General features: G+C 26.0%; 20 protein-coding genes. 18 read left to right on the plus strand and 2 right to left on the minus strand.

Annotated features, from left to right (window positions below; all coding sequences use genetic code 11):
- The first annotated feature begins 38 nt into the window (after positions 1–38).
- The 4 genes from ACYUET_RS15980 to ACYUET_RS15995 all read left to right on the plus strand — a co-directional run bounded on the left by ACYUET_RS15980 (position 39) and on the right by ACYUET_RS15995 (position 4192).
- Positions 39–1232 carry a S1C family serine protease gene (locus tag ACYUET_RS15980; RefSeq protein WP_460281285.1) on the plus strand — a complete coding sequence of 398 codons (1194 nt, stop codon included), beginning with the start codon at positions 39–41 and terminating at the stop codon, positions 1230–1232.
- A 272-nt stretch (positions 1233–1504) separates the two neighbouring features.
- Positions 1505–1810 (plus strand): PTS lactose/cellobiose transporter subunit IIA, encoded by a 306-nt coding sequence (locus tag ACYUET_RS15985; protein WP_460281287.1) that lies wholly within the window; start codon positions 1505–1507, stop codon positions 1808–1810.
- A gap of 94 nt (positions 1811–1904) precedes the next feature.
- Entirely contained in the window at positions 1905–2999 is a 1095-nt protein-coding gene (gene eutH, locus ACYUET_RS15990) for an ethanolamine utilization protein EutH (RefSeq protein WP_460281289.1), read from the plus strand.
- A gap of 53 nt (positions 3000–3052) precedes the next feature.
- Positions 3053–4192, plus strand: a complete 1140-nt coding sequence (locus ACYUET_RS15995; RefSeq protein ID WP_460281291.1) for an extracellular solute-binding protein — start codon at positions 3053–3055, stop codon at positions 4190–4192.
- A 29-nt stretch (positions 4193–4221) separates the two neighbouring features.
- On the opposite strand, the gene ACYUET_RS16000 is transcribed toward ACYUET_RS15995, so the two are convergent.
- On the minus strand, positions 4222–5346 hold the full coding sequence (locus ACYUET_RS16000) for a glycosyltransferase family 4 protein (RefSeq protein WP_460281293.1): 1125 nt from the start codon (positions 5344–5346) through the stop codon (positions 4222–4224).
- A 150-nt stretch (positions 5347–5496) separates the two neighbouring features.
- On the opposite strand from ACYUET_RS16000, the gene ACYUET_RS16005 reads away from it, so the two are divergent.
- Genes ACYUET_RS16005 through ACYUET_RS16015 form a run of 3 tightly spaced genes read left to right on the plus strand, consistent with a single transcriptional unit; the run spans position 5497 to position 8333 of the window.
- Positions 5497–6513, plus strand: coding sequence for a CotS family spore coat protein (locus ACYUET_RS16005; RefSeq protein WP_460281295.1), 1017 nt, complete (start codon positions 5497–5499; stop codon positions 6511–6513).
- 1 nt (position 6514) lies between these two features.
- Complete coding sequence (locus tag ACYUET_RS16010) at positions 6515–7258, plus strand: spore coat protein (protein WP_460281444.1); 744 nt, start codon at positions 6515–6517, stop codon at positions 7256–7258.
- A 37-nt stretch (positions 7259–7295) separates the two neighbouring features.
- Positions 7296–8333: a CotS family spore coat protein gene (locus ACYUET_RS16015; protein WP_460281297.1), complete on the plus strand. Its 1038-nt coding sequence runs from the start codon at positions 7296–7298 to the stop codon at positions 8331–8333.
- A gap of 291 nt (positions 8334–8624) precedes the next feature.
- On the opposite strand, the gene ACYUET_RS16020 is transcribed toward ACYUET_RS16015, so the two are convergent.
- Positions 8625–9752 (minus strand): glycosyltransferase family 4 protein, encoded by a 1128-nt coding sequence (locus ACYUET_RS16020; protein WP_460281298.1) that lies wholly within the window; start codon positions 9750–9752, stop codon positions 8625–8627.
- 108 nt (positions 9753–9860) lie between these two features.
- On the opposite strand from ACYUET_RS16020, the gene ACYUET_RS16025 reads away from it, so the two are divergent.
- From ACYUET_RS16025 to cphA, 11 genes are all read left to right on the plus strand, one after another.
- Positions 9861–10862, plus strand: a complete 1002-nt coding sequence (locus tag ACYUET_RS16025; protein WP_460281300.1) for a CotS family spore coat protein — start codon at positions 9861–9863, stop codon at positions 10860–10862.
- 233 nt (positions 10863–11095) lie between these two features.
- Positions 11096–11959 (plus strand): sporulation peptidase YabG, encoded by an 864-nt coding sequence (yabG, locus tag ACYUET_RS16030; RefSeq protein ID WP_460281302.1) that lies wholly within the window; start codon positions 11096–11098, stop codon positions 11957–11959.
- Positions 11960–12475: 516 nt separating this feature from the next.
- Positions 12476–14404, plus strand: coding sequence for a BglG family transcription antiterminator (locus ACYUET_RS16035; protein ID WP_460281304.1), 1929 nt, complete (start codon positions 12476–12478; stop codon positions 14402–14404).
- Positions 14405–14527: 123 nt separating this feature from the next.
- The gene (locus ACYUET_RS16040; protein WP_460281306.1) at positions 14528–14848 is read left to right on the plus strand and encodes a PTS lactose/cellobiose transporter subunit IIA; all 321 of its coding nucleotides are present in this window, start codon (positions 14528–14530) and stop codon (positions 14846–14848) included.
- Between the two features lies 1 nt (position 14849).
- Positions 14850–16247, plus strand: coding sequence for a glycoside hydrolase family 1 protein (locus ACYUET_RS16045; protein WP_460281308.1), 1398 nt, complete (start codon positions 14850–14852; stop codon positions 16245–16247).
- Positions 16247–16543, plus strand: a complete 297-nt coding sequence (locus ACYUET_RS16050) for a PTS sugar transporter subunit IIB (protein WP_460281310.1) — start codon at positions 16247–16249, stop codon at positions 16541–16543. The genes ACYUET_RS16045 and ACYUET_RS16050 overlap by 1 nt, the downstream gene beginning before the upstream one ends.
- Positions 16543–17832, plus strand: coding sequence for a PTS sugar transporter subunit IIC (locus ACYUET_RS16055; protein WP_460281312.1), 1290 nt, complete (start codon positions 16543–16545; stop codon positions 17830–17832). The genes ACYUET_RS16050 and ACYUET_RS16055 overlap by 1 nt, the downstream gene beginning before the upstream one ends.
- A 609-nt stretch (positions 17833–18441) precedes the next feature.
- On the plus strand, positions 18442–18684 hold the full coding sequence (locus tag ACYUET_RS16060) for a Veg family protein (protein WP_460281314.1): 243 nt from the start codon (positions 18442–18444) through the stop codon (positions 18682–18684).
- Between the two features lie 480 nt (positions 18685–19164).
- Positions 19165–20727 carry a DUF3794 and LysM peptidoglycan-binding domain-containing protein gene (locus ACYUET_RS16065; protein ID WP_460281316.1) on the plus strand — a complete coding sequence of 521 codons (1563 nt, stop codon included), beginning with the start codon at positions 19165–19167 and terminating at the stop codon, positions 20725–20727.
- Positions 20728–20924: 197 nt separating this feature from the next.
- Complete coding sequence (locus ACYUET_RS16070) at positions 20925–21770, plus strand: cyanophycinase (protein ID WP_460281318.1); 846 nt, start codon at positions 20925–20927, stop codon at positions 21768–21770.
- The gene (gene cphA / locus ACYUET_RS16075; protein ID WP_460281320.1) at positions 21742–24363 is read left to right on the plus strand and encodes a cyanophycin synthetase; all 2622 of its coding nucleotides are present in this window, start codon (positions 21742–21744) and stop codon (positions 24361–24363) included. Before ACYUET_RS16070 ends, cphA begins: the two co-directional genes overlap by 29 nt.
- Positions 24364–24573: the final 210 nt, after the last annotated feature.

The raw sequence follows: 24573 nt of genomic DNA on the forward strand, positions 1-24573 counted from the left end.
ATAAATTACAAAACTCAATTAGCTTAGGAGGATTTTATATGGATAATGAAAATAATAATTTTATAGATGTAGAAACAAATGAGATAGAATATGTAAATGAATCTATGTTTAATGATGATGTTGTTAACACAAAACGTAGAAAAAAGAAAAAAGCATTTTCTAATATTGCGTTAGCATTGTTAATTGCAATAATAGGAGGAGTATTTGGGAGTGGAATCACATATTTAGTTATTAAAAACTCACAAATTTTAAATCAGACAAATAAACAATATGTAGCACCCAAATTTACAGAAGATACATCAGCAAATACTTTATCAGTTACAGATGCGTTTAATAAGGTTGCTCCAGCGGTTGTGATTGTATCTACAAAAGGTTTATCAAATACTGGATTTATACCTCAAGAAGTTGAAGGTATAGGATCAGGATTTATTATAAATGAAGAGGGATATATATTAACTAATAATCATGTTATAGAGGGAGCAAGTGAGGTAAAAGTTACTTTAAGTGATGGAAGAGAAGTTAATGCAACAGTAGTAAATTATGATAAAGCACAAGATGTAGCCATGATTAAGGTTGAGCCAGGAACTAAAGTACCAGCAGTTGCAGAACTTGGAGATTCAGATGAAATATATCCAGGTGCACAAGTTATAGCAATTGGAACACCACTTTCAAAGGAATTTGCTCAAACACTTACACAAGGGGTTATAAGTGCTGTTAATAGAAGTGTACCAAGCCAAAGTGGAAATAATATAAATCTTATACAAACAGATGCAGCTATAAATCCAGGTAATAGTGGAGGACCATTAGTTAATTCTAAAGGTCAAGTTGTAGGAATAAATTCTATGAAAATAGGTACACAACTTGGTGGAACAAGTGTTGAAGGAATGGGATTTGCTATTCCTATTAATGAAGTAAAAACTAAGATAGATGTTTTATCAAAGCCTATAGTAAATTTAGGAATACAAGTAAGAGAAATTACTAGTGAAATGGCTAAAAAATATGATTTAACAGAAGGATTATATGTAGCTGGAGTTGAAGAATTTTCACCAGCAGAAAAAGCTGGAGTAAAGGTTGGAGATGTAGTAAATAAATTTGATGGTAAAAATATTAAAACATTTGATGAATTAAAAGAACTTAAAGCAGCTAAAAATATAGGAGATACAGTTAAGATAGGTGTAATTAGAGATAAAAAAGAAGTTGAATTAAGTGTAACTTTAGAAGAAAAAAAATAATAACTTAAATATTAAATTATAAAGTTTATTATAGGGATATGAATATAAACAAATCTATTATTTTAAGATGAGTTTATATTTATATCCCTATTTTTAATTAAATTTAACCTATAAATATGAAGTGAAAGATTATAAATCTAATCTATTATTAATAAATTAAATATAATATTTAAAATTAAACATATTTTGGTGTAAAATGTAATTATAGTAATTCGCAAGAGGGTATAATTATATTTTTCAATGTAGATAGGCTTAAGAAAGGGTGATTAGGTTTGGAAGAGGTAATATTAAATTTAATTATGCATAGTGGGGAAGCTAGAAGTTATTCAATGGAAGCAATTTCATTAGCTAAAGAAGGAGAGATTATAGAAGCAAAAAAGTTAATTAAAAAAGCTGATAAAGAATTAGGATACGCTCATAATTCTCAAACAACCTTAATCCAGACTGAAGCATCAGGGCAAAAATCAGACTTCTCTTTGCTTTTGGTACATGCAGAAGATCATTTAATGACAACTATTATGTTAAAGGATCTATCAGTAGAATTTATAGAACTATATGAGAGGATAGATAGATTATAAGATATACACAAAATCCATAAAAGCTTTCTTAATTAATTTAAGAAGGCTTTTATGGTATACTTAATAATAGTTTGCTGTATTAACAGGAGGAGATATGAGAAATATATTGTTATATATTGTGGCTTTCTTTTTTCTAATTGGAGCTATTGACTATATAGAGGGAAACAAGTTTAAACTTGGAAAAGTTTTTGAAAATGGAATAAAGACAATAGGACCTTTGTCTTTATCGATGATAGGCATATTGTCAATGACACCATTTTTTTCTAACTTTTTAACAAAAACATTGATGCCTATAGCACAAAAATTTTCATTAGATGCATCCATATTTCCAGCAAGTATAATAGCTATAGATATGGGAGGATTTAATTTATCTGAAGAGTTAGCTACATCTAATGAAATGGCTAAATTTTCAGGAATATTTATGTCCTCAATTTTAGGATGTACTATTAGTTTTACATTACCACTTGCAATCGGACTAATAAAAAAGGAAATGTTTGAAACGTTATTTAAAGGAATATTATGTGGGATTATAACTATGCCTATAGGATTGTTTATAGGAGGACTTATGGTTAAAGTGCCTATTAATATACTAACTTATAATTTGCTACCAACAATATTATTAGCGGCTGTTTTAACTTTAGGTATACTTTTTAGACCTAAATTATTAATATTAATATTTAAATTTATAGGAAAAGCTATAATGTTTATAAGTATTATAGGTTTAATTATACAAGGCGTTAATTCTATAGCTGGAATATGTATTTTGGATAGTGTTATGCCTATAAATGAGGTGCTTGAAATTGTGGGTAGAATAGCAATGTTTTTAGGGGGAGCATATGTTATGCTAGAAGTACTTAAAAATATATTAAGTAAGCCTTTAAACAAGATTAGTAAAACTTTTAATGTTAACATAAATTCTGTTGCAGCATTTATAGGAAGTTTAGCTTCTGCAATAGTTGTATATTCAGAATATGATTCATTAGATGAAAGAGGAAGAGTTATTTGCACAGCTTTTTCGGTGGGTGGTGCATATGTATTTGGTGGACAAATGGGTTATATTTCTAATCAGGCACAGGATATGTTATTAGCGTATATATTAGTTAAATTAATATGCGGAGTATTAGCAATAATTTTTGCTATAATTTATTTAAAATATGAAAATAAAAAAGAGATTATAATATCTAAGTAATTATAAATATACAAACATTTTTTAGATATATATTTTTTATAGAGGTGTAAATCATGAGAAATAAGCTAAAATATTTAGGAGTATTTTTTATTTTAATAATAATTTGCATAGTAGGAATGGATTTATTAGATTCTAGTAAAGAATCTAAAATTAAAGGTAGTATAGAAATAGTAGTAAATGAAAATTCATATGAATATTTAAAAGAATGTGCAGATAAATTTATGGAGTATAATCCAAAAACAAATATCCAGATTAAACAAGTAAATAGCAATGAGTATGTAGATAATTTAAAATCACAAGTAGAAGAAAATAAATTAGCTAATATTGGAGAAATGAATAGATTAGATATGAAAAAATTATCATTAGAAGACAATGCTATAAGTGATAATATAAATAAAGTTTTAGAAACCTATTCTAAAAATTTTTCTAAAAATAGACTAAAACAAGTTACTATGGATAATGAAAAAATAGCTATACCACTAAATTCAAGACCACTAGTATTATATATAAGAGAAGATATGTTAAGTCAATATGGTTATCATAATTATGATATTAGTACATGGAATGATTTAATAAATATTGGGGTTGATATTTATAATAAAAGTAATGGTGATTTAAAGATATTAAATGCTACAGGACAGGATTATGAAGATTTAGTAAGTTTATTAGTTATGCAGTCTTTAGATGAAGATAAAAGTATTTATGATACTCAAAAAGAAGTTGAAGATAAATTAAAACAATTAAAAGATAATAATATATTAAATTTACAAAATGGTAATTCATTTTTAGCAAGAATATCATCTATCAATGGAATGAGAGAACTTATGGCTTTAGATGAAAAATGTGAATGGATAGCAATTAATACTCCAAGTAAGGATGTTGGGACTAATAGATTTTTTTGTGCAGAAGGTGATAATCTTATAATATTAAATCAAAATAATGATAATAAAAAATTAATAGAAAAATTTATAACATTTGTAATTACTAATAATAAATATACTATTAAATATATTAAAGAAGGAAGATTTTTTTCAAGCTATTTATATACATATAAGAACATAGAAATTGAAGATAGTATTAAAAATTTTAATGGAAAGAGCCCTCTAATCATTATGAATAACGTAGAAGAGAGAGCTCCTGTTATAAAAAATTATGATGATTATCTTAATACAAAAATGAAAATATTTGAGTAATACTAAAAAATAATGCTTTTAGTATTTATTTAAATATTAGATATTATTTGTTTATATGCATTTAAGGTATTTTTGGCTGTTTGCCTCCATGAAAATTGGAGGCTTCTTTTATAGCCTTTTTTGCTTAAATTAAATTTTAAATCTTCATTATTAAGAAGTTTTATTAATGCAAGTTCTAAATCTTTTTCATTATATGGATTAATTAATAAGGCATTATCTGATGTAACTTCTGGTATTGATGATATGTTAGATGATATTACAGGGGCACCACAACTCATAGCTTCTAGTGGTGGTAATCCAAAACCTTCATAAAAAGAAGGGTATACAAATGCTTCACAAGTATTATAAAGGATAGGTAAAATCTCATCTTTAACATATCCAGTGAAAATAACTTTATCATCTAAATTATTTTCTTTTACAAAGTTATATAGCTCTTCTCCTTCATCTTTTAATCTACCAACTAGTACTAGATTGTAAGGTTTGTTTAAATCTTTATAAGCTTCTTTAAATGCCTTTATAAGACCTAAAACATTTTTTCTTGAACTAAATCCACCTATATATAAAATAAATGGATTATTAATATTAAAGTTATCCTTAACATAATTATTGCAACTAGTTTTATCTAATAGCTTAAAATTAGAGTTTGCTGCAAGTGGAGTAACAAATATTTTTTCTTCAGGATAGCCGTTAAAGAATTTAAGTATGTCTTTTTTTGAATGTTCAGAAACTGTTAATATAGCTGATGAATTATAAATGATATTTGGCATATCTCTTAAAAAACGTTCTAAATAGCCCTTTCCTACAGTTTCAGGCATTACATAAGGTATTAAATCATGTATTGTAACTATTGGTTTATAAGAAGACGATGGTTCTAATCCAATACCGTTTTGAGGAATATGATATAAATCAACCTGTTTTTCGTTTAACATCCGTGGAATATAGTATTTATCATAAAAACTAGAATGCCTACCAGATGAGTATATAATATTAGTATTTTCTTTAATAAATTCTTTATTAAATTTTCCAGAACAAAATAATGTGAAATTATCTTGTGAGTTTATAGATAGAATTTCTGATATAAGATTATTGGTATAAGTACCTATACCAGTCCCTTCATGTAAGGTAGCACTACGAGCATCTATAGAAATTTTCATACAACACCTCTAAATATACATATATAACTAAGATATTAATTAAAAGTAATTTTTGTGAATACAAAGTTCTGGTATTTTTGAATTTCGTAAATCACAATAAATAATTTAACAACATACAATAAAAAGAAGAATATTTTTTAGGTGAAGTTTATGAAAAGTAATGATGATACATTTCAAATAAAAAACTGCATTAAAGAACAATATGAATTAAATATAAATAAAGTTGAGAAGGTTAAAGGTAGTTATAAGATTTTAACAGAAGATACGGGATATTGCTTAAAAAGAATTAAGTATAACTTTTCTCATTTTTATTTTATTTTATCTGCAATGAAACATTTACAAAATAATAATTTCAAAAATATCCCTAAAATTATAAAAAACAAAGATGGGAAAGATTATATAAATATGAATGGTAAATATGCTTATCTAACAAAATGGGTACCATCAAGGGTAAGTAATTATGATAATCCAATGGAATTAGCAAAGGTTTCTATGAAACTTGCAGAATTGCATGAGTGTAGTAAAAATTTTACTATTAAACAAGGCATGCAACCTAGAATAGGATGGTTTTCTTGGCCGGAAGTATTTAATACAAGAGCAAATGAAATTTTAGATTTTAAAAATAGAATAAACCAAAAAGCATATAAATCTGATTTCGATTTATTATATTTAGAAAATATTAATAGGGAAATAGATAGAGCTAAGAAAAGCATTAAGGGATTAAAAAATAATAATTATATAAAAATAATGGAAAAAGAAATGCTTTTAAGGGGATTTTGTCATCATGATTATGCTCATCACAATATTCTTATATGTGAAAATAATGAGATAAATATAATAGATTTTGACTATTGTATATTAGATTCTCATTTACATGATTTATCATCTTTGCTTATAAGAGTTATGAAAGATGGAAAATGGGAGGAACAAAAGGCTAATATAATATTGGATAATTATGAAAAAATAATTGAACTAAATAAAGAGGAGATACCATTGATTAGAGAATTTATTAGATTTCCTCAGGCTTTTTGGCAATTAGGAATTCAAGTATATTGGGAGCAGCAACCATGGGGAGAAGAGTTTTTTATCAATAAATTAAATAAATATTTAGAAGATTGTTATGAAAGAGAAGAATTTATAGATAGTTATTTTAAAGGAGGAGATTAGAATTAAGGAGTTGAGTATAAAGGAATATCTAAATAGTAAAGGAATAGATATTACAGAAAGATATTTTGTTTATGATAAAAATATAGAAAGTAAAGAAGCAGTTGCTCAAGTTTTAAGAATGGTTAATCTCCATAAAATTTTGTTAGGTTATCAAGGAGGATGTCTAACGAGGTTAGAAAGTACTATAGGAAAAGAAATTGAAAATTATAAACTTCAAATAAAAAAGTTACAAAAAGATTATGAAAGAATAATTGATAATGGAATAAAAAATAATTTTGAAAAATTAATAGTTACAGATGGAAAAAGACTGCTAGAACAAGCAGAAGAGGTTATAGAATATATATATAATCATAATTATTTTGGAATTATAGAAAGAAGTATGAATAGAGAAGAAATATGCATTGGAAGGGCAGATCAAGCAAATCTAAAATTTGATTCAAATTTTAAAATAGCTAATTTAAAATATATGTCTTATAACTTAGTTGAAGAGGATCTTTATAAATACATTAAGAAACTTCAAAGGAGAAAATGCAAAATAAATGAGGAGGAGTTAATAAAAGTTTTTGTATATGAATCTCATTTATCAAACGATAGTTTTTTTTATTTAAGAGCATTAAATAGTTATCCTAAAGATTCATTAAAAGTATGGGAAAGATATAGAATAAACAAAAAATCAAAAACAGAAGAGGAGTTTTTAATACAATTAAAAAATAGTATGGATTATGAAAGTAAAAAATTTATTTAACTTAGTAAAGTTTTTATTTTAAGTAGGGAGGAAAGATATGAATAGAATTAGATATGCTGAGAAAAATTCCTTATGTGATTATGATTTAAGCTTGGAACTCTTTAATGAATTAGGAATTAACATAAATGATATAACGCCTTTAAGAAATGTATTTGTTATATCTACAGACAGTGGAAATAAGATATTAAAAAAAGTAGATTATGATGAAGACAGATTAAATTTTATTAATGAATGCTTAGAATATATTAAGAATAATTATGATAACGTAATAACTTATAATAAGTTTAGTGATGGTTTAAGTTATAAAAAGTGGAATGATAACTTGTATGTAGTTATGGATATTTTAGATGGTAGAGAAGCGTGTTTTACAAATCCTGTAGAAGTTAAATTATGTGCACAAAATGTAGCATTAATGCATAAGGCCTCTAAAGGATTAAGAGAGGAATTAAAAAATAAAATAAATAAAGATTTATTAGATGAATCATTAGAAAGTAAATTTAAAAAGGCATATGATGAACTTATTTTTTTAAAAGATATTGTAAATAAATATAAATATAAGAATGAATTTGATACTTTATTTCTTAAGAATATAGATAAATATATAAATGAGATAGTTAGCGTTCAAGAAAAACTTAAAAATAGTCAATATAATGAGTTAAGGGAATCTGGTGATACAGTATCAATATGTCATAATGATTTAGCGTATCATAATTTTTTAGTGAAAAAAGATAAAGTAAGTATTATAGATTTTGATTTTTTAACATTAGATTTAAGAGCAATAGATATATCAGATTTTATATTAAGATGCATAAAAAATTCGGCTTTTGATATAGACAAGATGTTATTAGCTATAGATTCATATGAAGAAATAAGTTTATTAAAAAGAGAAGAGAAAGAGTTAATATATATACTATTATCTTTTCCTAAAGATTTTTATACGATGGCAAAAAATTATTATTATAAGAGAAAAAGATGGGAATATGAAGTTTATTTAAATAGATTTAAAACTAAATTAAATAATGAACCATTTAGAAAGGAATTCCTGAATATATATGGAAAGTTGATTAATATTTAATAAGGCACATTCCAAAAAATAATAGACCAGTATGCTCGTCTATTTTGCGTGATACTGCGTCAGCAAATTTAGCTAATAGCTTACTATTAACTAAATTTACTTCCTTGTCTGACACAAAATATACAACATTTCTTTGATCTATTATTTTATTTCATGTGCCTAAGTATTTTAAAATATTGCTATGTTTTACAATATCAACATTCCCTTAAAATATAGCTTAACAAAAAATAAGATTGTCTCAAATTAATTTATAAAATTTTTGAGACAGTCTTATTTTTTAGTTTTTATTAATTAGTCTTTGAATTTTAATATATCATTATAAGCGTTTAAGGTATCATGAGCTGTTTTAGTCCATGAAAATTCTGAACTTCTATTTAAGCTTTTGTTAACCAATGTTAGTTTTAATAAGCTATTATCGAGCACTCTTTGAATATTATATGATAAAGCATCTATATCATTAGGATTTATTAATAAAGCAGATTCATAGCATACTTCTGGTATTGAAGTTACATTAGAAGCAATTACAGGTGTGCCACATGCCATTGCTTCTAAAGGAGGTAATCCAAATCCCTCATAAAAGGATGGATAGACTAAAACTTCAGTTGCATTATAAAAAATTGGCATGTCTTCAAGTGGAACAAAATCAGTAAATATTACTTGAGAAGAAATTCCTAAGGATTCAGACCTTTCTTTATATTTTGAGTAAGAAGGACCTTTTCTCCCTATAATAACTAATTTGAATTTTTCTCTTGTGTTGTACGGAAGTTTTGAATAAGATTCAATTAATCCTAAAATATTTTTTCTTGGACTAAATCCTCCTACATAAAGAATAAAATCTTCTTTTATACCATATTTATCAGTAATAATTTTTTTACATTGACATTTACTTAAGGGTTTATAAATTTCTTCAGCTGCAAGTGGGGTAACATAGATATTTTCTTTTGGAAAGTTAAATTCTTTTGCAATATCATTTTTAGAAAATTCTGATACAGTAATTATTCCTTCACAATTATTTAAAATATTTGGCAATTCATCATTGAAAATTTTAAGATATCTTTCACTAACAGTTTCAGGCATTCTTAAAGGAATTATATCGTGTAATGTAATAACTTTTTTACAATTAATATTTTTAGAAATTCCTACTCCATTTTGTGGAACATGATAAAGTTCCATATCTGAATTTTTTAAAATGTTAGGGACTTTTACATCATCCCAAAAACTATTACAATCATTAGACTCAACAGGTTCTATAGAAAAATTAGAATTTAAATTATTTAAAGAATCACATTTTGGCATAAAAATTAAATAGTTATTTTTATCATCAATAATATTTAGACTTCTAATTAGTTCATGCGTATATGTGCCTATTCCAGTACCTCTATACCATTTTGCAGCCCTACCATCTATTCCTATTCGCATTATTCAATCCTTTCCAAGAATTCGTCCTAATCTATTATATTAAAAGAATATAAAAAATGTTAATAAAAGAAATAATATGTACATATAAATATAAAGGAGGTGAGCACTATGATGCGGGAATTTGAAATTGAAAGACAATTTGATATTAAGATAGAAATAATAAAGGCTAACAAAGGTGTTTACTATCTTAAGACTAATAAAGGTGAAAGGTGTTTAAAAAAGATTAACTATGGACCACAAAAATTATTATTTGTGTATGGTGCAAAAGAACATTTAATAAAGAATGGATTTAATAATGTGGACAGGTATTATTTGAATACTGAGGGCGAACCATATGCATTAGTTAATGAAGATTTATATACCTTATCTGAATGGTTAGAAGGTAGAGAATGTGATTTTCGTAATATTAATGAGGTAAAAATAGCTGCTGAAACATTAGCTCATATGCATGAAGCATCTAAAGGATATGATCCACCTGAAAATTCTAAATTAAAAAGTGATTTAGGCAGATGGCCTCATTTGATGGAAAAAAGGACAAAATCTTTAGAAAAAATGAAAGACATAATAAGAAAGAAAAATATTAAAAATGATTTTGATATACTTTATTTGCAATCAGTAGAATTCTATAAGGAAATTGGTAAAAAAGCTTTAACAACATTAAAGGAATCAAATTATTATGAGCTATGTATGTTAGCAGAGCAAGAAAAAAGCTTTTGTCATCATGACTTTACCTATCATAATATAATATTAAATGAAAATGGATCTACTCATGTTATAGATTTTGATTATTGTAAAAGAGAAGTTAGAACATTTGATATAAGTAATTTTATGATAAAGGTTTTAAAAAGAGTAGATTGGAATTTAGAATTTGCTAAAGCTATACTTGAATCATATAATTCAGTTTCAAAATTAAAAGAAGAAGAATATAAGGTCTTATATGCTTATTTACAATTTCCACAAAGATATTGGAGGTTAGCTAATAGATATTATTACAATGAAGTGAATTGGGGACAAAATACATTTACCAATAAATTAAATTCTATAATAGAAGAAAAGGACAAGTTTTTAAAATTTTTAAACGATTTTAAGAGTGAGTATAAAATTGAATAATGAATATGATAGGAAAAGGGACTATCTCAAAAAACATTTTTATGTATTTGAGATAGTCCTTTATTCAATCTAAGGCACAGTCAAAAAGATAATAGACAAGTATGATCGTCTATTTGATCTATTAGTTTATTTCATGTGCCTAATTCTACTTTTTATATGAAATTAAACTGGGAAACTTTTGAGAGAAGAATCATATTATAAAGTAAGCAATATATATGTATTTAGGAGAAAAAATGGATATAGGAGATGTAGTTGTAAGAAAATCATATGATAAAGATGTCACTTTTAAAATAATAGATATTAAAGAAAAAGGTGATAAAAGAATTTTTATTTTAAAGGGTATAAGTATAAGAATAATTGCAGATGCTACAATGGAAGATTTGGAAGAAGTTGCAGATGAAGATGCAGGTTCACAAGATAAAATTTTAAACACAAGAGTAAATGATGCTATAAAAAAAGCTATATCATTAAGGGGGGGACTTAGGGACAAGGTAAATAAGTCTGTTAAAGTGAAACCTAATAATGATTTAATGTTTGGTAGGCCAGGAAAGATACTACATGTTGATGCAGATAGTGAATATATGGAGACATGTCTTAAGGTATATAAACAACTATCATTAGATGCAGTTGGAAGATGTATATCAGAAGATCAACAGCCATATGTAATTGTTGAATTAGTTAAAGAAATAAAGCCAGATATAGTTGTTTTAACAGGTCATGATGGGGTATTAAAGGATACAAAAGATTATTTAGATTTAAACAATTATAGAAATTCAAAGTATTATTTAGAATCTATTAAAGAATTAAGAAACTATAATTCCAGTTATGATGAATTAGTAATATTTGCAGGAGCATGTCAAAGCTGTTATGAATGTATGTTGAATGCAGGAGCAAATTTTGCATCTTCTCCGAGTAGAGTGTTAATACATTGCTTAGATCCAGTGTTTGTATGTGAAAAAATTGCGTATACAAGAATAGATAAAATAGTATCTATTACTGATGTTATAGAAAATACTATAACAGGAATAAAAGGAATTGGTGGATTGCAAACAAGAGGGAAATATAGAGAAGGATATCCAAAGTCTCCATATATATAATAAAGTACTAAGGTTCAAAAATTCATTTATTATTATGAATTTTTGAACTTTAGCCTTTTTTATAACAAAATAATTTATAATATATTCAAATTATCATAAAAGAGAAGCAAAATAAATGTGATATAAATATAGAGAACAAGGATGATTAAAGTATATATTAATTTTTTGATATAAATAAAATTAGTGTAGTCTGTCTTAATGATTTTGCATTAAAAAAGACATAGATATGGAATAATTAAGATAGATATAAATTTCAATAAAATTATAGATATGATAGAATTAGGGATACAGAAAAATATGAGAAAAAGCTTAAATATATAACTATTAGTGAAACAAAACTTCAAAGGAAATTAAAAAATTTAAAAAGAAGTTAGTATTGCTGTATTTGAGTATATTGAAATATTTTATAACGGATAAGGTATACACGCTTTAAACGGGTATATAGCTCCATAACAATTATAATAATGCAAAGAAAAAATTAAATTTATAAAATTATTATGAGGAGGATATAATCAAATGGTGGGTATTTCAAAAAGACAAAAAGATCTTATGAACAAAATATTAGATAGTTGTGGATATATTACTGCTAAAAAACTATCTAATATGTTGGGCGTATCAACAAGAACAATACGAAATGATATTTCACAAATTAATAATTTAAATAAGATTCAAGTAATATGTATGTTAAAATCTAAAGGTTACTATATTAAAGAGCATGAGATAGTAAAAAAAATGTTAGGTGAATATAGAGAGGATATACCAAGTACAGTTGAAGAGAGAACATCATATATTATAAACAAGCTATTATATAGAATGGATAGTATAGATATATTTGATTTAGCAGATGAACTAATGGTAAGTGAGTATACAATTGAAAAGGATTTAAATAGAATTAAGGTCTTATTAAAAGATGAAAATAGTAATATAGAAATGAGAAGAATTAGTAATAAGGTATTTCTAGATGGAACAGAAAAAGAAAAAAGAAGTCTTTTATGTAGATTAATTTTAAAAGAGCAAAAAGATAATATTTTTGATATAAGTAGATATGAAGAGAATTTTAAAAATATAGATATAGTAAAAATAAATAATATTCTAAGAGAGTATTTTTTTGAAAATAATATTAAAATAAGCGATTTAGCAGTTATTAATTTAGTTGTACATATACTTATAGTTTTAGAAAAGGTCATTGATAATTGTGATATAAAAGATGATTATAACTATTTAGAAATTTTAAATGAAGATGATATGAAAATTAGTAATGATATCTGTGAAAGAATTGAGAATTTTATAAAAATTAGTATACCTAAAAGAGAAAAGGAATACATAGCATTACTTATATCAGGAAAGAGAATATTTATACATAATAGAAGTAAGATTAATAAGTTGCAAAAAAATAATGATAAAGTAAACTACTTTATAGATTTGATAATCAATAAATTATATAATGAATATTTATTAGATTTAAAACAAGATAGTGAATTTTTATCTGGGTTAACACTTCATATGGAAAATTTATTAATACGGAGTGGCAAAGGTATTTATATACAAAACCCATTGATTTACACAATAAAAAAAGTTTATCCGTTAATTTATGATATGGGAGTATCAATAGCATTAGAATATCAGAAAGTATTTGGATATACATTAAATGATGATGAAATAGGATTAATAGTATTACATTTGGCATCGGCAATAGAAAAATTAAATGAAGAAAATCGTAGAGTTAGATGTTTAATTATATGTCCAACAGGAATAGCATCAAGTAAATTATTAAAAAATAAATTACTTAAAATATATTCTGATAAGATCGATATAGTAGGTTGCATATCTATGTATCAGTTAGATCATATTGAAGAATATTTTGTAGACTTAATAATATCAACAATACCAATACAAAATAAGTTAAATATAAAAACTATTGTATGTTCTACATTTTTGCTAAAGGAAGACATAAATAAAATAGATAATATCCTAAATTTATTTAATTATAAAAAAAATAATTTAGATGAAATTTATAATATATTTGATAAAAAATTATTTTTTAAAGATATTAAATTGGAAGATAGAATGGAAGTAATTAAATATCTTGTAGAAAGACTTTATGAAGAAGGATATTGTCCTAAGAATTATGTGGATTATGTATTAAAAAGAGAAAAGATATCTTCAACAGCATATGGAGGATTAATAGCAATTCCACATCCTTTGGAAAAAATAGCATATAAGAATAAAATAGTAGTTGGAATATTAAAAGAACCAATTATGTGGGGAGAATATAAAGTACAAGTAGTGTTTCTATTCAGTTTAAATACAGAAAAAAACTTAAATTTAGATAATTTTTTTAAAAATTTAATATCATTGATAGAAAATCAAGATATTATGAAAAGAATTATAAATTCAAAATGTTATGATGAATTTATAGAGATATTTTTAAATGTATATAATTAGAATAATTCTTTCAATATACTTTTTCCTTTTCAAGTGGAAAAAGTATATTTTTTTATAAAATTTATTTTAGTTATAATATGAATATAAGATATCTTATTAATAAAGGTTTGGAGTGTGATATTAATGGATGAAATGAATAAAATAGAGTTCAAGTTAATAATGCATAGTGGAAATGCAAGAAGTTATGCTATGGAAGCAATGAAAGAAGCTGATAAAGGTAATTTCGACAAAGCTAATGAATTATTATTAGAAGCAAAGAAAGAGCTTTTAAATGCACAAAAAACTCATAGTGGCATTATTCAAGATGAGGCGGCAGGTAAAAAGGTTGAACTATCTCTATTATTAATACATAGCGAAGATCATTTAGCTTCTTCTACTGTTGTTGTAGATTTAGCAAAACAAATAATTAATATTCAGATTAAGTATAGTAAGGAGAGAAATTAATATGAAAAAATTTTTATGGGGAACAGCAACTGCATCATATCAATGTGAAGGTGCTTGGAATGAAGATGGAAGAGTAGAATCAATGTGGGATTACTATTTACATAAGAATAATTTTGAAAATGGCAATATGGCTTCAGATCATTATCATAGATATAAGGAAGATATTAAGTATATGAAGGATGGGGGTCATAACACGTATAGATTTTCATTAGCATGGCCAAGAATAATAAAGAATATAGATGGAGATATAAATCCAGAAGGTATAGAATTTTATCATAAACTTATAGATGAATGCATCAATAATGGCATTACCCCATTTGTTACAATATATCATTGGGATTTACCACAATTTCTTGAAGAAAAAGGTGGATGGATTAACAAGGAAACTATTGATGCATATATACATTACGTTAATGTGGTATTTAAAGAATTTGGAGAAAAGGTGAAATATTTTGTTACATTCAATGAACCTAGATATTTTATTTTCTCAGGATATAAGATAGGTAACTATCCTCCAGGATTACAAAATACTGAATTTACTATAAAAGGTTCATATTACGTTATGTTAGCTAATGCTAGAGCAATTGCAGAGTATAGAAAGCATAATTTAGAGGGAAAGATAGGAATAGTTCATAGCTTTGCTCCTATATTTGGAATTGATGATACTTTAGAAACAAAAATAGCTATAAGAAATGCTGATAACTTCATGAATAATTGGATATTAGATACTGCCGCAAAAGGGGAAATTCCTATAGACTTATTAACAAGATTGAGTATGAAGTATGACCTTTCATATATTACAGCAGAGGATATGAAAGTTATCAAGGAGAATACTGTTGATTTTATAGGGCTTAACTATTACGCCAGAGCTTTGGTAAAACCATATACAGAAGGTGAAACAACTTTAATAGTAAATAATTCTGGAAGTAGTGCAAAAGGAACTTCAAAGTTAATAATAAAAGAGTGGTTTGAGCAAGTATTTGATCCAGCATCAAAATATACAGAATGGGATACAGAAGTTTATCCAAGAGGCCTCTATGAAGGTATAATGATGGTTCATAATAAATATGGATTACCGATATTTGTAACTGAAAATGGTGTTGCTTCATATGAGGATGTATCTAAAGATGAACCTGTAAATGATGATTATAGAATTGAGTTTTTAAATGATCATATAGCAGCAATTTTAAATGCAAAAGATGAGGGGGCAGATGTTAGGGGTTACTATATCTGGTCTACAATGGACTTATATTCATGGAAAAATGGATGCAATAAAAGATATGGTTTAGTTGCTGTTGATTGGGATAATGGATTAGTAAGAAAGCCTAAGAAATCATACTACTGGTTTAAAGAAGTATGTGAAAGCAATGGAAAAATTATAGATAGGAGGGATATATAATGAATATTATGTTAGTTTGTAACGCAGGAATGTCAACAGGTATGCTTGCTAAAAGGATGGAGAAGGTCTCAGAAGGAAAGTGTAATGTTAAAGCTTACGGAATTGCAGAATACATGGATCATTTAGAAAATGTAGATGTTATTTTAATAAGTCCTCAAATAAGATTTGAATCAGATGGGATAAAGAAGAGCGCAGGAAATATAGCTGTTTTAAATATTGATCCAATGAATTATGGAAGTATGAATGCAGAAGCTGTTTTAAAGACAGTTTACGATAAGTTAGGAGGAGGAAAATAATGAGTAAGCTAGCTGAATTTAATATGTTTTGTGAGAAAAAGATTATGCCTTTTGCCAATAAATTGGCTAAACAAAGACATTTAGCAGCGATGAGAGATGCATTTATGAGCTTACTTCCAATCACATTAATGGGCGGTGTTGTAGCTATTTTAAAATCACCACCAGTTACAGAGAATACAACTAATATATTATTATTAAAATGGGCTGAATTCGCATCAAATAATAGTGAAATTTTAAATTGGTTGTTTACGTTTACGTTAGGAGGGATGTCATTATATATAGCTTTAGGAATTAATTATTTTCTATGTAAACATTATAAAATGGAAGCATTCTTGCCAAGTTTATTTGTTACAGTAGGGTTCTTTTTATTAGTAACAAACCCAATTGAATTAGGATATGCATCTAAATCAATAGAGATATCTTATATCGATGGAAGGGGGTTGATTCCAGCAATTGCCATTAGTATGTTTACTGTAGAATTATATAGATTCTTAAAAGTAAGGAATTTTGGTAAAATAGAAATGCCAGAAGGAGTTCCGGCTAGTTTAAGTGATGTATTTGCATCTTTTATACCTGGGTTTATTATAATAATCATATATATAATTATATTCATGATTTTTAATAAAATGGACACTACTTTACCTAAATTCATGTTTAGTTTGTTAACACCAACTTTTAAAGCCGCTGATAGTATTTTCTTTGTAGTTTTTATAACATTATTAACACATTTCTTATGGTTCTTTGGAATCCATGATGCAGCATTAGCAGGTATTATGGGACCAATTAGAGATGGTAACTTATCAATAAATGCAGCAGCTCAAGTAGCAGGAGAACAATTACCTAATGTATTTACAACTCCATTTTGGATCTATTTTGTTGCAATTGGTGGCTGTGGAGCAGTTTTAGGACTAGCGATATTACTAATTACAGCAAAATCACGTCAGTTAAATATGATGGGTAAAATGGGAATAGTTCCAGCTTTGTTTGGTATTTCTGAACCATTAATATTTGGTGTACCTTTAATGTTAAATCCTGTTTTCTTAATACCATTTATATTTGCAGCAACAATAAACGCTATAATTACTTTTTTATTAATGTCGCAACATATTGTAGGGAGAACATTTTCAATGTTATCATGGAATATGCCGTCAATAGTAGGTGCATTTTTCTCTACATTAGATTGGAAAGCAGCATTACTTGTTATAGTATTAATAATAGTTGATATGATTATTTATTATCCTTTCTTTAAAGTATACGATAAGCAACTTCTAGCTCAAGAAAAAGAATAATTATTTAATTAAAGGATTATTAAATGCTTCATATGCAATAAATAAATTTTGTAGCTAATTTACAAGAAGTTATGATTTAGAAGTGGATTATGATTAATTAACTTTAAATGAAGATTATGAATTTGGTGAGTATATGAGATTATTGGAAGATTTTCTGATGATGAAGAATTGAAAATTTTTAACATGTTATTATAATGAAAATAAAATTAGAAATAAGTCAAAGTATTATTTAATTAGTTTAGTAAGGTTGGATTTAAGAATATATTTCCAACCTTATTTTATATAACAAATAATAATAGGTATAGTTAATCTTAAATAAATTTATAGGCTTAAAAGATACTCCAAGCTCTTTAAATTTTCGGTTAAGTAATTTTATAATTTAGAAACTATAACAATTAAAAATCTTTATAAGAAATATCCAAAAAATAAATTTACAAAAAAAGAATAGAATTTTGTTAAAGATAGATAATAAGAGTGTATGAAAAGAAAAATAAGTCATTTACAAAATATTAATATTGACAAATGCATATAATAAGTGATAAAATATAAATTTTATTTGACAAAACTATTCTTTTTGTGTATAATTTAAAATAGAAAGAGGGTGTTTGTATGGAGAAGATTAAGACAATTTCCTCTATTAAGAAGGATATAGAAAGACATATAGGAGAAAAAGTTACTTTAAGGGCTAATGGAGGAAGAAAAAAGATTTTAGTTAATGATGGAGTAATTGAAAGTGTATATCCTAGTATTTTCGTAATAAGATTAAAAAATGACACCCAAAGGACTGTGACATATAGTTACTCAGACGTCTTAACAAAGACTGTACAATTGGTATTTCCAGCTTCAATATAAACTTCGATTTAAATCGGAGTTTTTTTATTTACCAATTATTTATTGAGTAAAGATAAAAAAAAGAAAGATGGTGGGTTTCCATCTTTCAACTATGGTATAAAAGGGTATTGAGAATTTATGAGAGGTTATATGGTCAATAACCATTTATTATGATACGACAAAATATAGTATATGTCAACATATTTATTAAGAAAAAACATAAAAAAAGTAATTTGCGACAAATACTTTGGAAAAAATGGAATTATATATACATAAAAATGTTTTAATGTGTCTATTTATAATATAACAAAAAAATTTTAAGAGAAGTGTAGAGCTATTAATTTTTTATGTAGCTATCATTTATAATGCATGTGAAAAAAGTCTTGTGGGAGAATAAAATAATTTTATTAAAGACTGACTAAAAATTTTTATATTTATATCATAAACATTTAAGTATGAGTATATAAATAAATAGTAGAAATTTTATGGGAGGTATAAAGTATGTCACAAATAGATGCAATAAAAGAAAGTATTGGATTTGAACAATTGATTAGGGAAAGTAATTCAAATTGTGTTTTAAAAGAAGAATATTTAATTCCAGATACTCATCCAGATGTACAAGATATATTGACAGTTGAAGCTAAGCCTATAATAAAAACAAAAGAACTAGTTGGAGATAAAATGGTGTTAGATGGTAAAGTTGAATATACTGTTTTATATTTAGCAAGAGAGGATGGGTTTGTTGTAAATTCGGTTAATTACACTGAAAAATTTACTAGCAATATTGATTTAAATCAAGAAGAACATAAAGTTGTTTGCGAAGTAGAATGCAAAGTGGAACATATTGACGCTACTATAATGAATGAAAGGAAGATATCTATTCAAGCAGTTTTTGGAATAGATTGGGAAATATACAAGAGTAGCGAAGTTGAATTTGTAAAAGATATTGAAGGAACTGATGATATTGAAATCTTAAAGAAAACTGAAACTATAAATAGAATTAGTGCTAGTGAAGAATTGGACCTATTAGGTAAATCCACAATTAGAGTTGGTATGGACAAACCTCAAATTAATAAAATATTAAAATGTTCATTATCATTACACAAAAAAGAAATAAAAATACTAGAAGATAAAGTTTATTTAAGTTGTTACTGTAAGTTAAATATATTGTATAAGAGTGATGATTCGCGAGAGATAATTTATATTGAAGATGATGTTTATTTATCTAAAGAAGAGGAAATAAAGGGCGTTAATGCAGATATGATGTATTCAGTATCTTATGAGATAATTAGTAATGATTTAATGTTAGAAGAAGATGATTTAGGTGAAGTTAGAATAATAAATAATGAATTTGTAGTTAAAGCTAATTTAAAAGTATTTTCAAAAGAAAATATTGATATTATTAAAGATGCTTATTGTCCTAAATTCCCAATAGAGTTGAGAAAAGATGAATATGAATTGGGAGTGATTCAAGGAACTAATACGTCAGAAACAATAGTTAAAGATAATTTACAATTAAAAGAAGATAATTTAATACCGGAACAAATAATATCAAGTAATGCTTCAGTAATAATAGCGGATAAACAAGTTGAAACAGATAAAGTTATTGTAGATGGAATATTAAAGGTAGATGTTTTATATAAAACAAATGATTCTGATAAGTATGTAGAAAATGTCAAATCAGAAATTCCATTTACAGCAATAATAGAAGCACCAGGTGCTAAAGATGGCATGAAAGCAATAGTTAGAAATAATCTAGAAAATATTGATGCTTATATTGAAGCTAATACTATTGCTATAAAGGCAACATTAATGTTATCAGCTAAGATATGTTATGAAATGAAAAAAGAATTTATATCAGATGTAGTTGAAAAAGAAGGAGAAGCACCTCAAAAGAAAGCTAGTGTAACTATTTATGTTGTAGGCGATAATGATACACTTTGGAAGTTAGCAAAAAAATATAATACTACTGTAGATTCTTTAGTAAAAATAAATAATATTGAAGAGTCTGATGAAATTGAACCAGGTAAAAAAATAATTATACCAGGAAGAGCAGTTTTTTAAAAAAATATAAATTTATCACATTCAAAAAAATAATAGACCAATATACTTGTCTATTTGGTCTATTATTTTATTTCATGTGGCTTATTGTAAAAAGCTTTAGTACTTTAAGTAGTACTGAAGCTTTTTTTGTATAAATTTTGAATAATTATATTTATGGGTGGAAACAATATCTAATGCATGATATGAGGTGATAAAATTTGGATGAAATTTTAAGTGGAAATTTAATTATAATTGGAGGTGGTGAAGATAAAGAAGGAAAAAAAGAAATTTTAAATAGAGTATGTTCTTCAATAGATAAAGACAAAGACATTTTATTAATTGCAACTATTGCAACTGAATATCCTAAAGAAGCTGCAATAAAGTATAAAAATGCTTTTGGAGAATTGAAGGTTAAAAATATAAAAGTGTTAGAAATTAATGAAAGAATGGATTCATTTAATGATGAAAATGTGGAACTTATCAAGACTTCTTCTTTAATATTTTTTACAGGGGGAGACCAATTAAGGATAACTAGTTTAATTGGAGGAACGCCTATATATACTGCACTGAAGCAGGCTTGTGTTGATGGAACTTTTATCGTTGGAACATCAGCTGGAGCATCTGTTATGAGCGATACTATGATTGTTAAAGGTTCAGATGAAGAATCGCCAAGAAAATGTACGCTTAAGATGGCACCAGGATTAGGATTAATAAAAGATGTTATAATTGATCAACATTTTGCACAGAGAGGTAGAATAGGTAGATTATTAACAGGTATTGCAGAAAATCCAGAAGTATTAGGTATAGGTATAGATGAAAATACAGCAATAATAGTTAATAAAGTAGGTAAAATAGAAGTAATTGGAGAGGGAGCAGTATATTTTATTGATGGAAGTGAAATTACATATACAAATGTTTCAGAACTGTATGGTGATCAGATTTTAAGTATGCATAATGTAAAATTGCATATTTTAACTAATGGAAATAAGTTCGATCTTGTAAAAAAGTCACCTTTTGAGGAGGATAAATTAAGTAATGAAGATAGTACAGGAAAGAATATATGAAGGGAAAAATATATATTCTCATAAAAAATGTATAAGAATAGATTTAGACTTAGAGGGATATTGTGAAATTCCTAGTAAAGATATACCTAATTTTAATTTTAATCTATTAAAACTTATACCAGAATTATATACACATAGATGTGGTATAGATGAAGTCGGGGGATTTGTTACAAGACTTAAAGAAGGGACATATTTAGCACATATTTGTGAGCATATAACAATTGCATTACAAAACAAGTTAGAAATAGAAGTAGCTTATGGGAAAGCTAGAGAAATAAGTGGAGATAGATATTATATAATTTTTCAATATGAATATAAGAATACAGCGATGGAGTGTGTTAAATTATCTGTAGATTTAATAAATTCTTTAATAAAACAAAATCCTTTGAATTTTGAACATAGAATAGAATTATTAAAAGAAGTCTTACGTAAAGATGAAATAGGACCAAGTACTAATGCTATTTGTAAAGCTGCAAAAGAATATAATATGCCAATAACTAAATTAGGAGATAGTGGATTTTATCAAATTGGTTATGGAAAAATGGGCAGAATTATTGAGGCTACTATAGGAGATAAAACAAGTTGTGTAGGTGCGGATATTTCATGTGATAAACTATTAACTAAGCAGTTACTTACTAATCAAAATATTCCTGTAGCTGATGGAGAAAAAGTATTTAATGTTATTGGATTATTAAAAGCAGGAGAAAGAATAGGTTATCCAGTAGTTTTAAAACCACAATATGGAAGTAAAGGGCGAGGAATATTTTTAAATATTAGAAATGAAAAGGAATTATTAAAATTTTACAACAGCATGAGAAGAATTTATAGTGATATATTAATAGAAAAATATATACAAGGTAATGATTATAGAGTCTGTGTTGTTGATTATAAGGTAATAGCAGTTTCATTAAGAGTACCACCATTTGTTATAGGAAATGGAAAAGATAATTTAAAAAAGTTAATACAAGATATTAATAATAGCCCTTTAAGAGGAGAAGACCATGAAAAACCATTAACTAAGGTAAAGATAAATGATGAATTAATTTCATACCTAAATAAAAAGGGATTATCACTTATTTCAATTCCGCTTAATGGAGAAAAAATTATATTAAGAGATAATGCTAATATTTCAACGGGCGGAATTGCAATAGATTGTACAGATGATATATGTGAAGAAAACAGAAAATATTGTATAAATGCTGCTAAAGCCATAGGGTTAGATATATGTGGAATTGATATATGTGTTAATGATATAAGAAAGGACCTTTCAAAAAATAATGGAGTTATTATGGAAGTAAATGCTGCGCCAGGAATAAGAATGCACCATTTCCCATGTGAAGGTAAAGAAAGAAATGTAGGTAAAGCTATAATCGAAATGTTATACAAAGGAACTCCTAAAAACATTCCAATAATATCAGTTACAGGAACAAATGGTAAAACAACTACAACAAGAATGATAAGTTATATTTTAAGTAAAATGGGACACTGTGTAGGTATGACATCAACAGATGGTATATACTTAAATAATGAATGTATTCATAAAGGAGACGATTCAGGATTTAATAGTGCAAAGACAGTATTATTTAATAAGGATGTAGACGTAGCTGTATTAGAGACTGCTAGAGGTGGACTGATTCGTAAAGGGTTAGCTTATGATGTAGCGGATGTAGCTGTAATAACTAATATAACAAATGACCATTTGGGATTAGATGGAATTAATTCTATGGAAGAGTTAAGCTTTGTAAAGTCATTAGTTGGTGAAGCTGTAAAAGAAGATGGATTTGTAGTTATCAATGCAGACGATAAATGGAGTAAATCTATAATTAACAGAATTAAAGCAAAAAAAATATATTTTTCTAAAGATAAAGATAATTACTTAATAAAGAAGAATATAAACGATGGCGGTACATCTATATTTATAGAAAATAATCAAATTTTTGTAGTTAATGATAGTAAAAAATATTGTATATCTTCAATAAAGGATATACCTATTTCTTATAATGGAATACTAGAATATAATTTAGAAAATGTAATGGCGGTATGTGGAGCTTTAGTTGGTTTACAAGTTGATTATTGTATGATTGAAAAAGGGTTAAAAGAATTTATGCCTAATGAAAATAATATAGGTAGATTTAATCTCTATGACGTTGAAGGTAAAAAGGTGATATTAGATTATGGTCATAATATAGACGGATATAAAGCTGTATTATCATCTGTTAAAAAAATTAAAGGTAATAACAAATTAATAGGTGTAATAGGAATTCCTGGTGATAGGAAAGATGAAGCAGCATATGACATAGGAGATATATGTTCACGAGAATTAGATAAAATAATAATAAAAGAAGATAGAGATAGTAGAGGTAGAAGTTCCGGTGAGATAGCATCTTTGATTCAAAAAGGAGTATTGAATGCAAATAAAAATGTTAATGTTCAAATATGTTTAGATGAAGTAGAAGCTGTAGAGCAGGCATTAAAAATAAGTAGTCCAGGAGACATAATAATAGTATTTTATGAGGAATTAGAACCAATTATAGAATTAATAAATAATAAAAATAGAATGAAAGAATTGGATTTAAATTTAGCAAATTTATAATAGGAAAAAGAAACTTATTTTTATTAAAAGAGTTGTTAGACAGGATTTTCCCCCTATGATAGAATGTTACTGAGGTATTTATAAGAAAATAATAGATAAAAACTTTTATTAAGTTAAAGTATATAATTTAGATTAATTTATTATATACTAAAGTATAAATAAAAGTATTTTGAAATTATTTTCTTTAAAATACCTATAAAATGTTTGGAA

Source organism: Clostridium sp. CTA-5 (assembly GCF_054768135.1).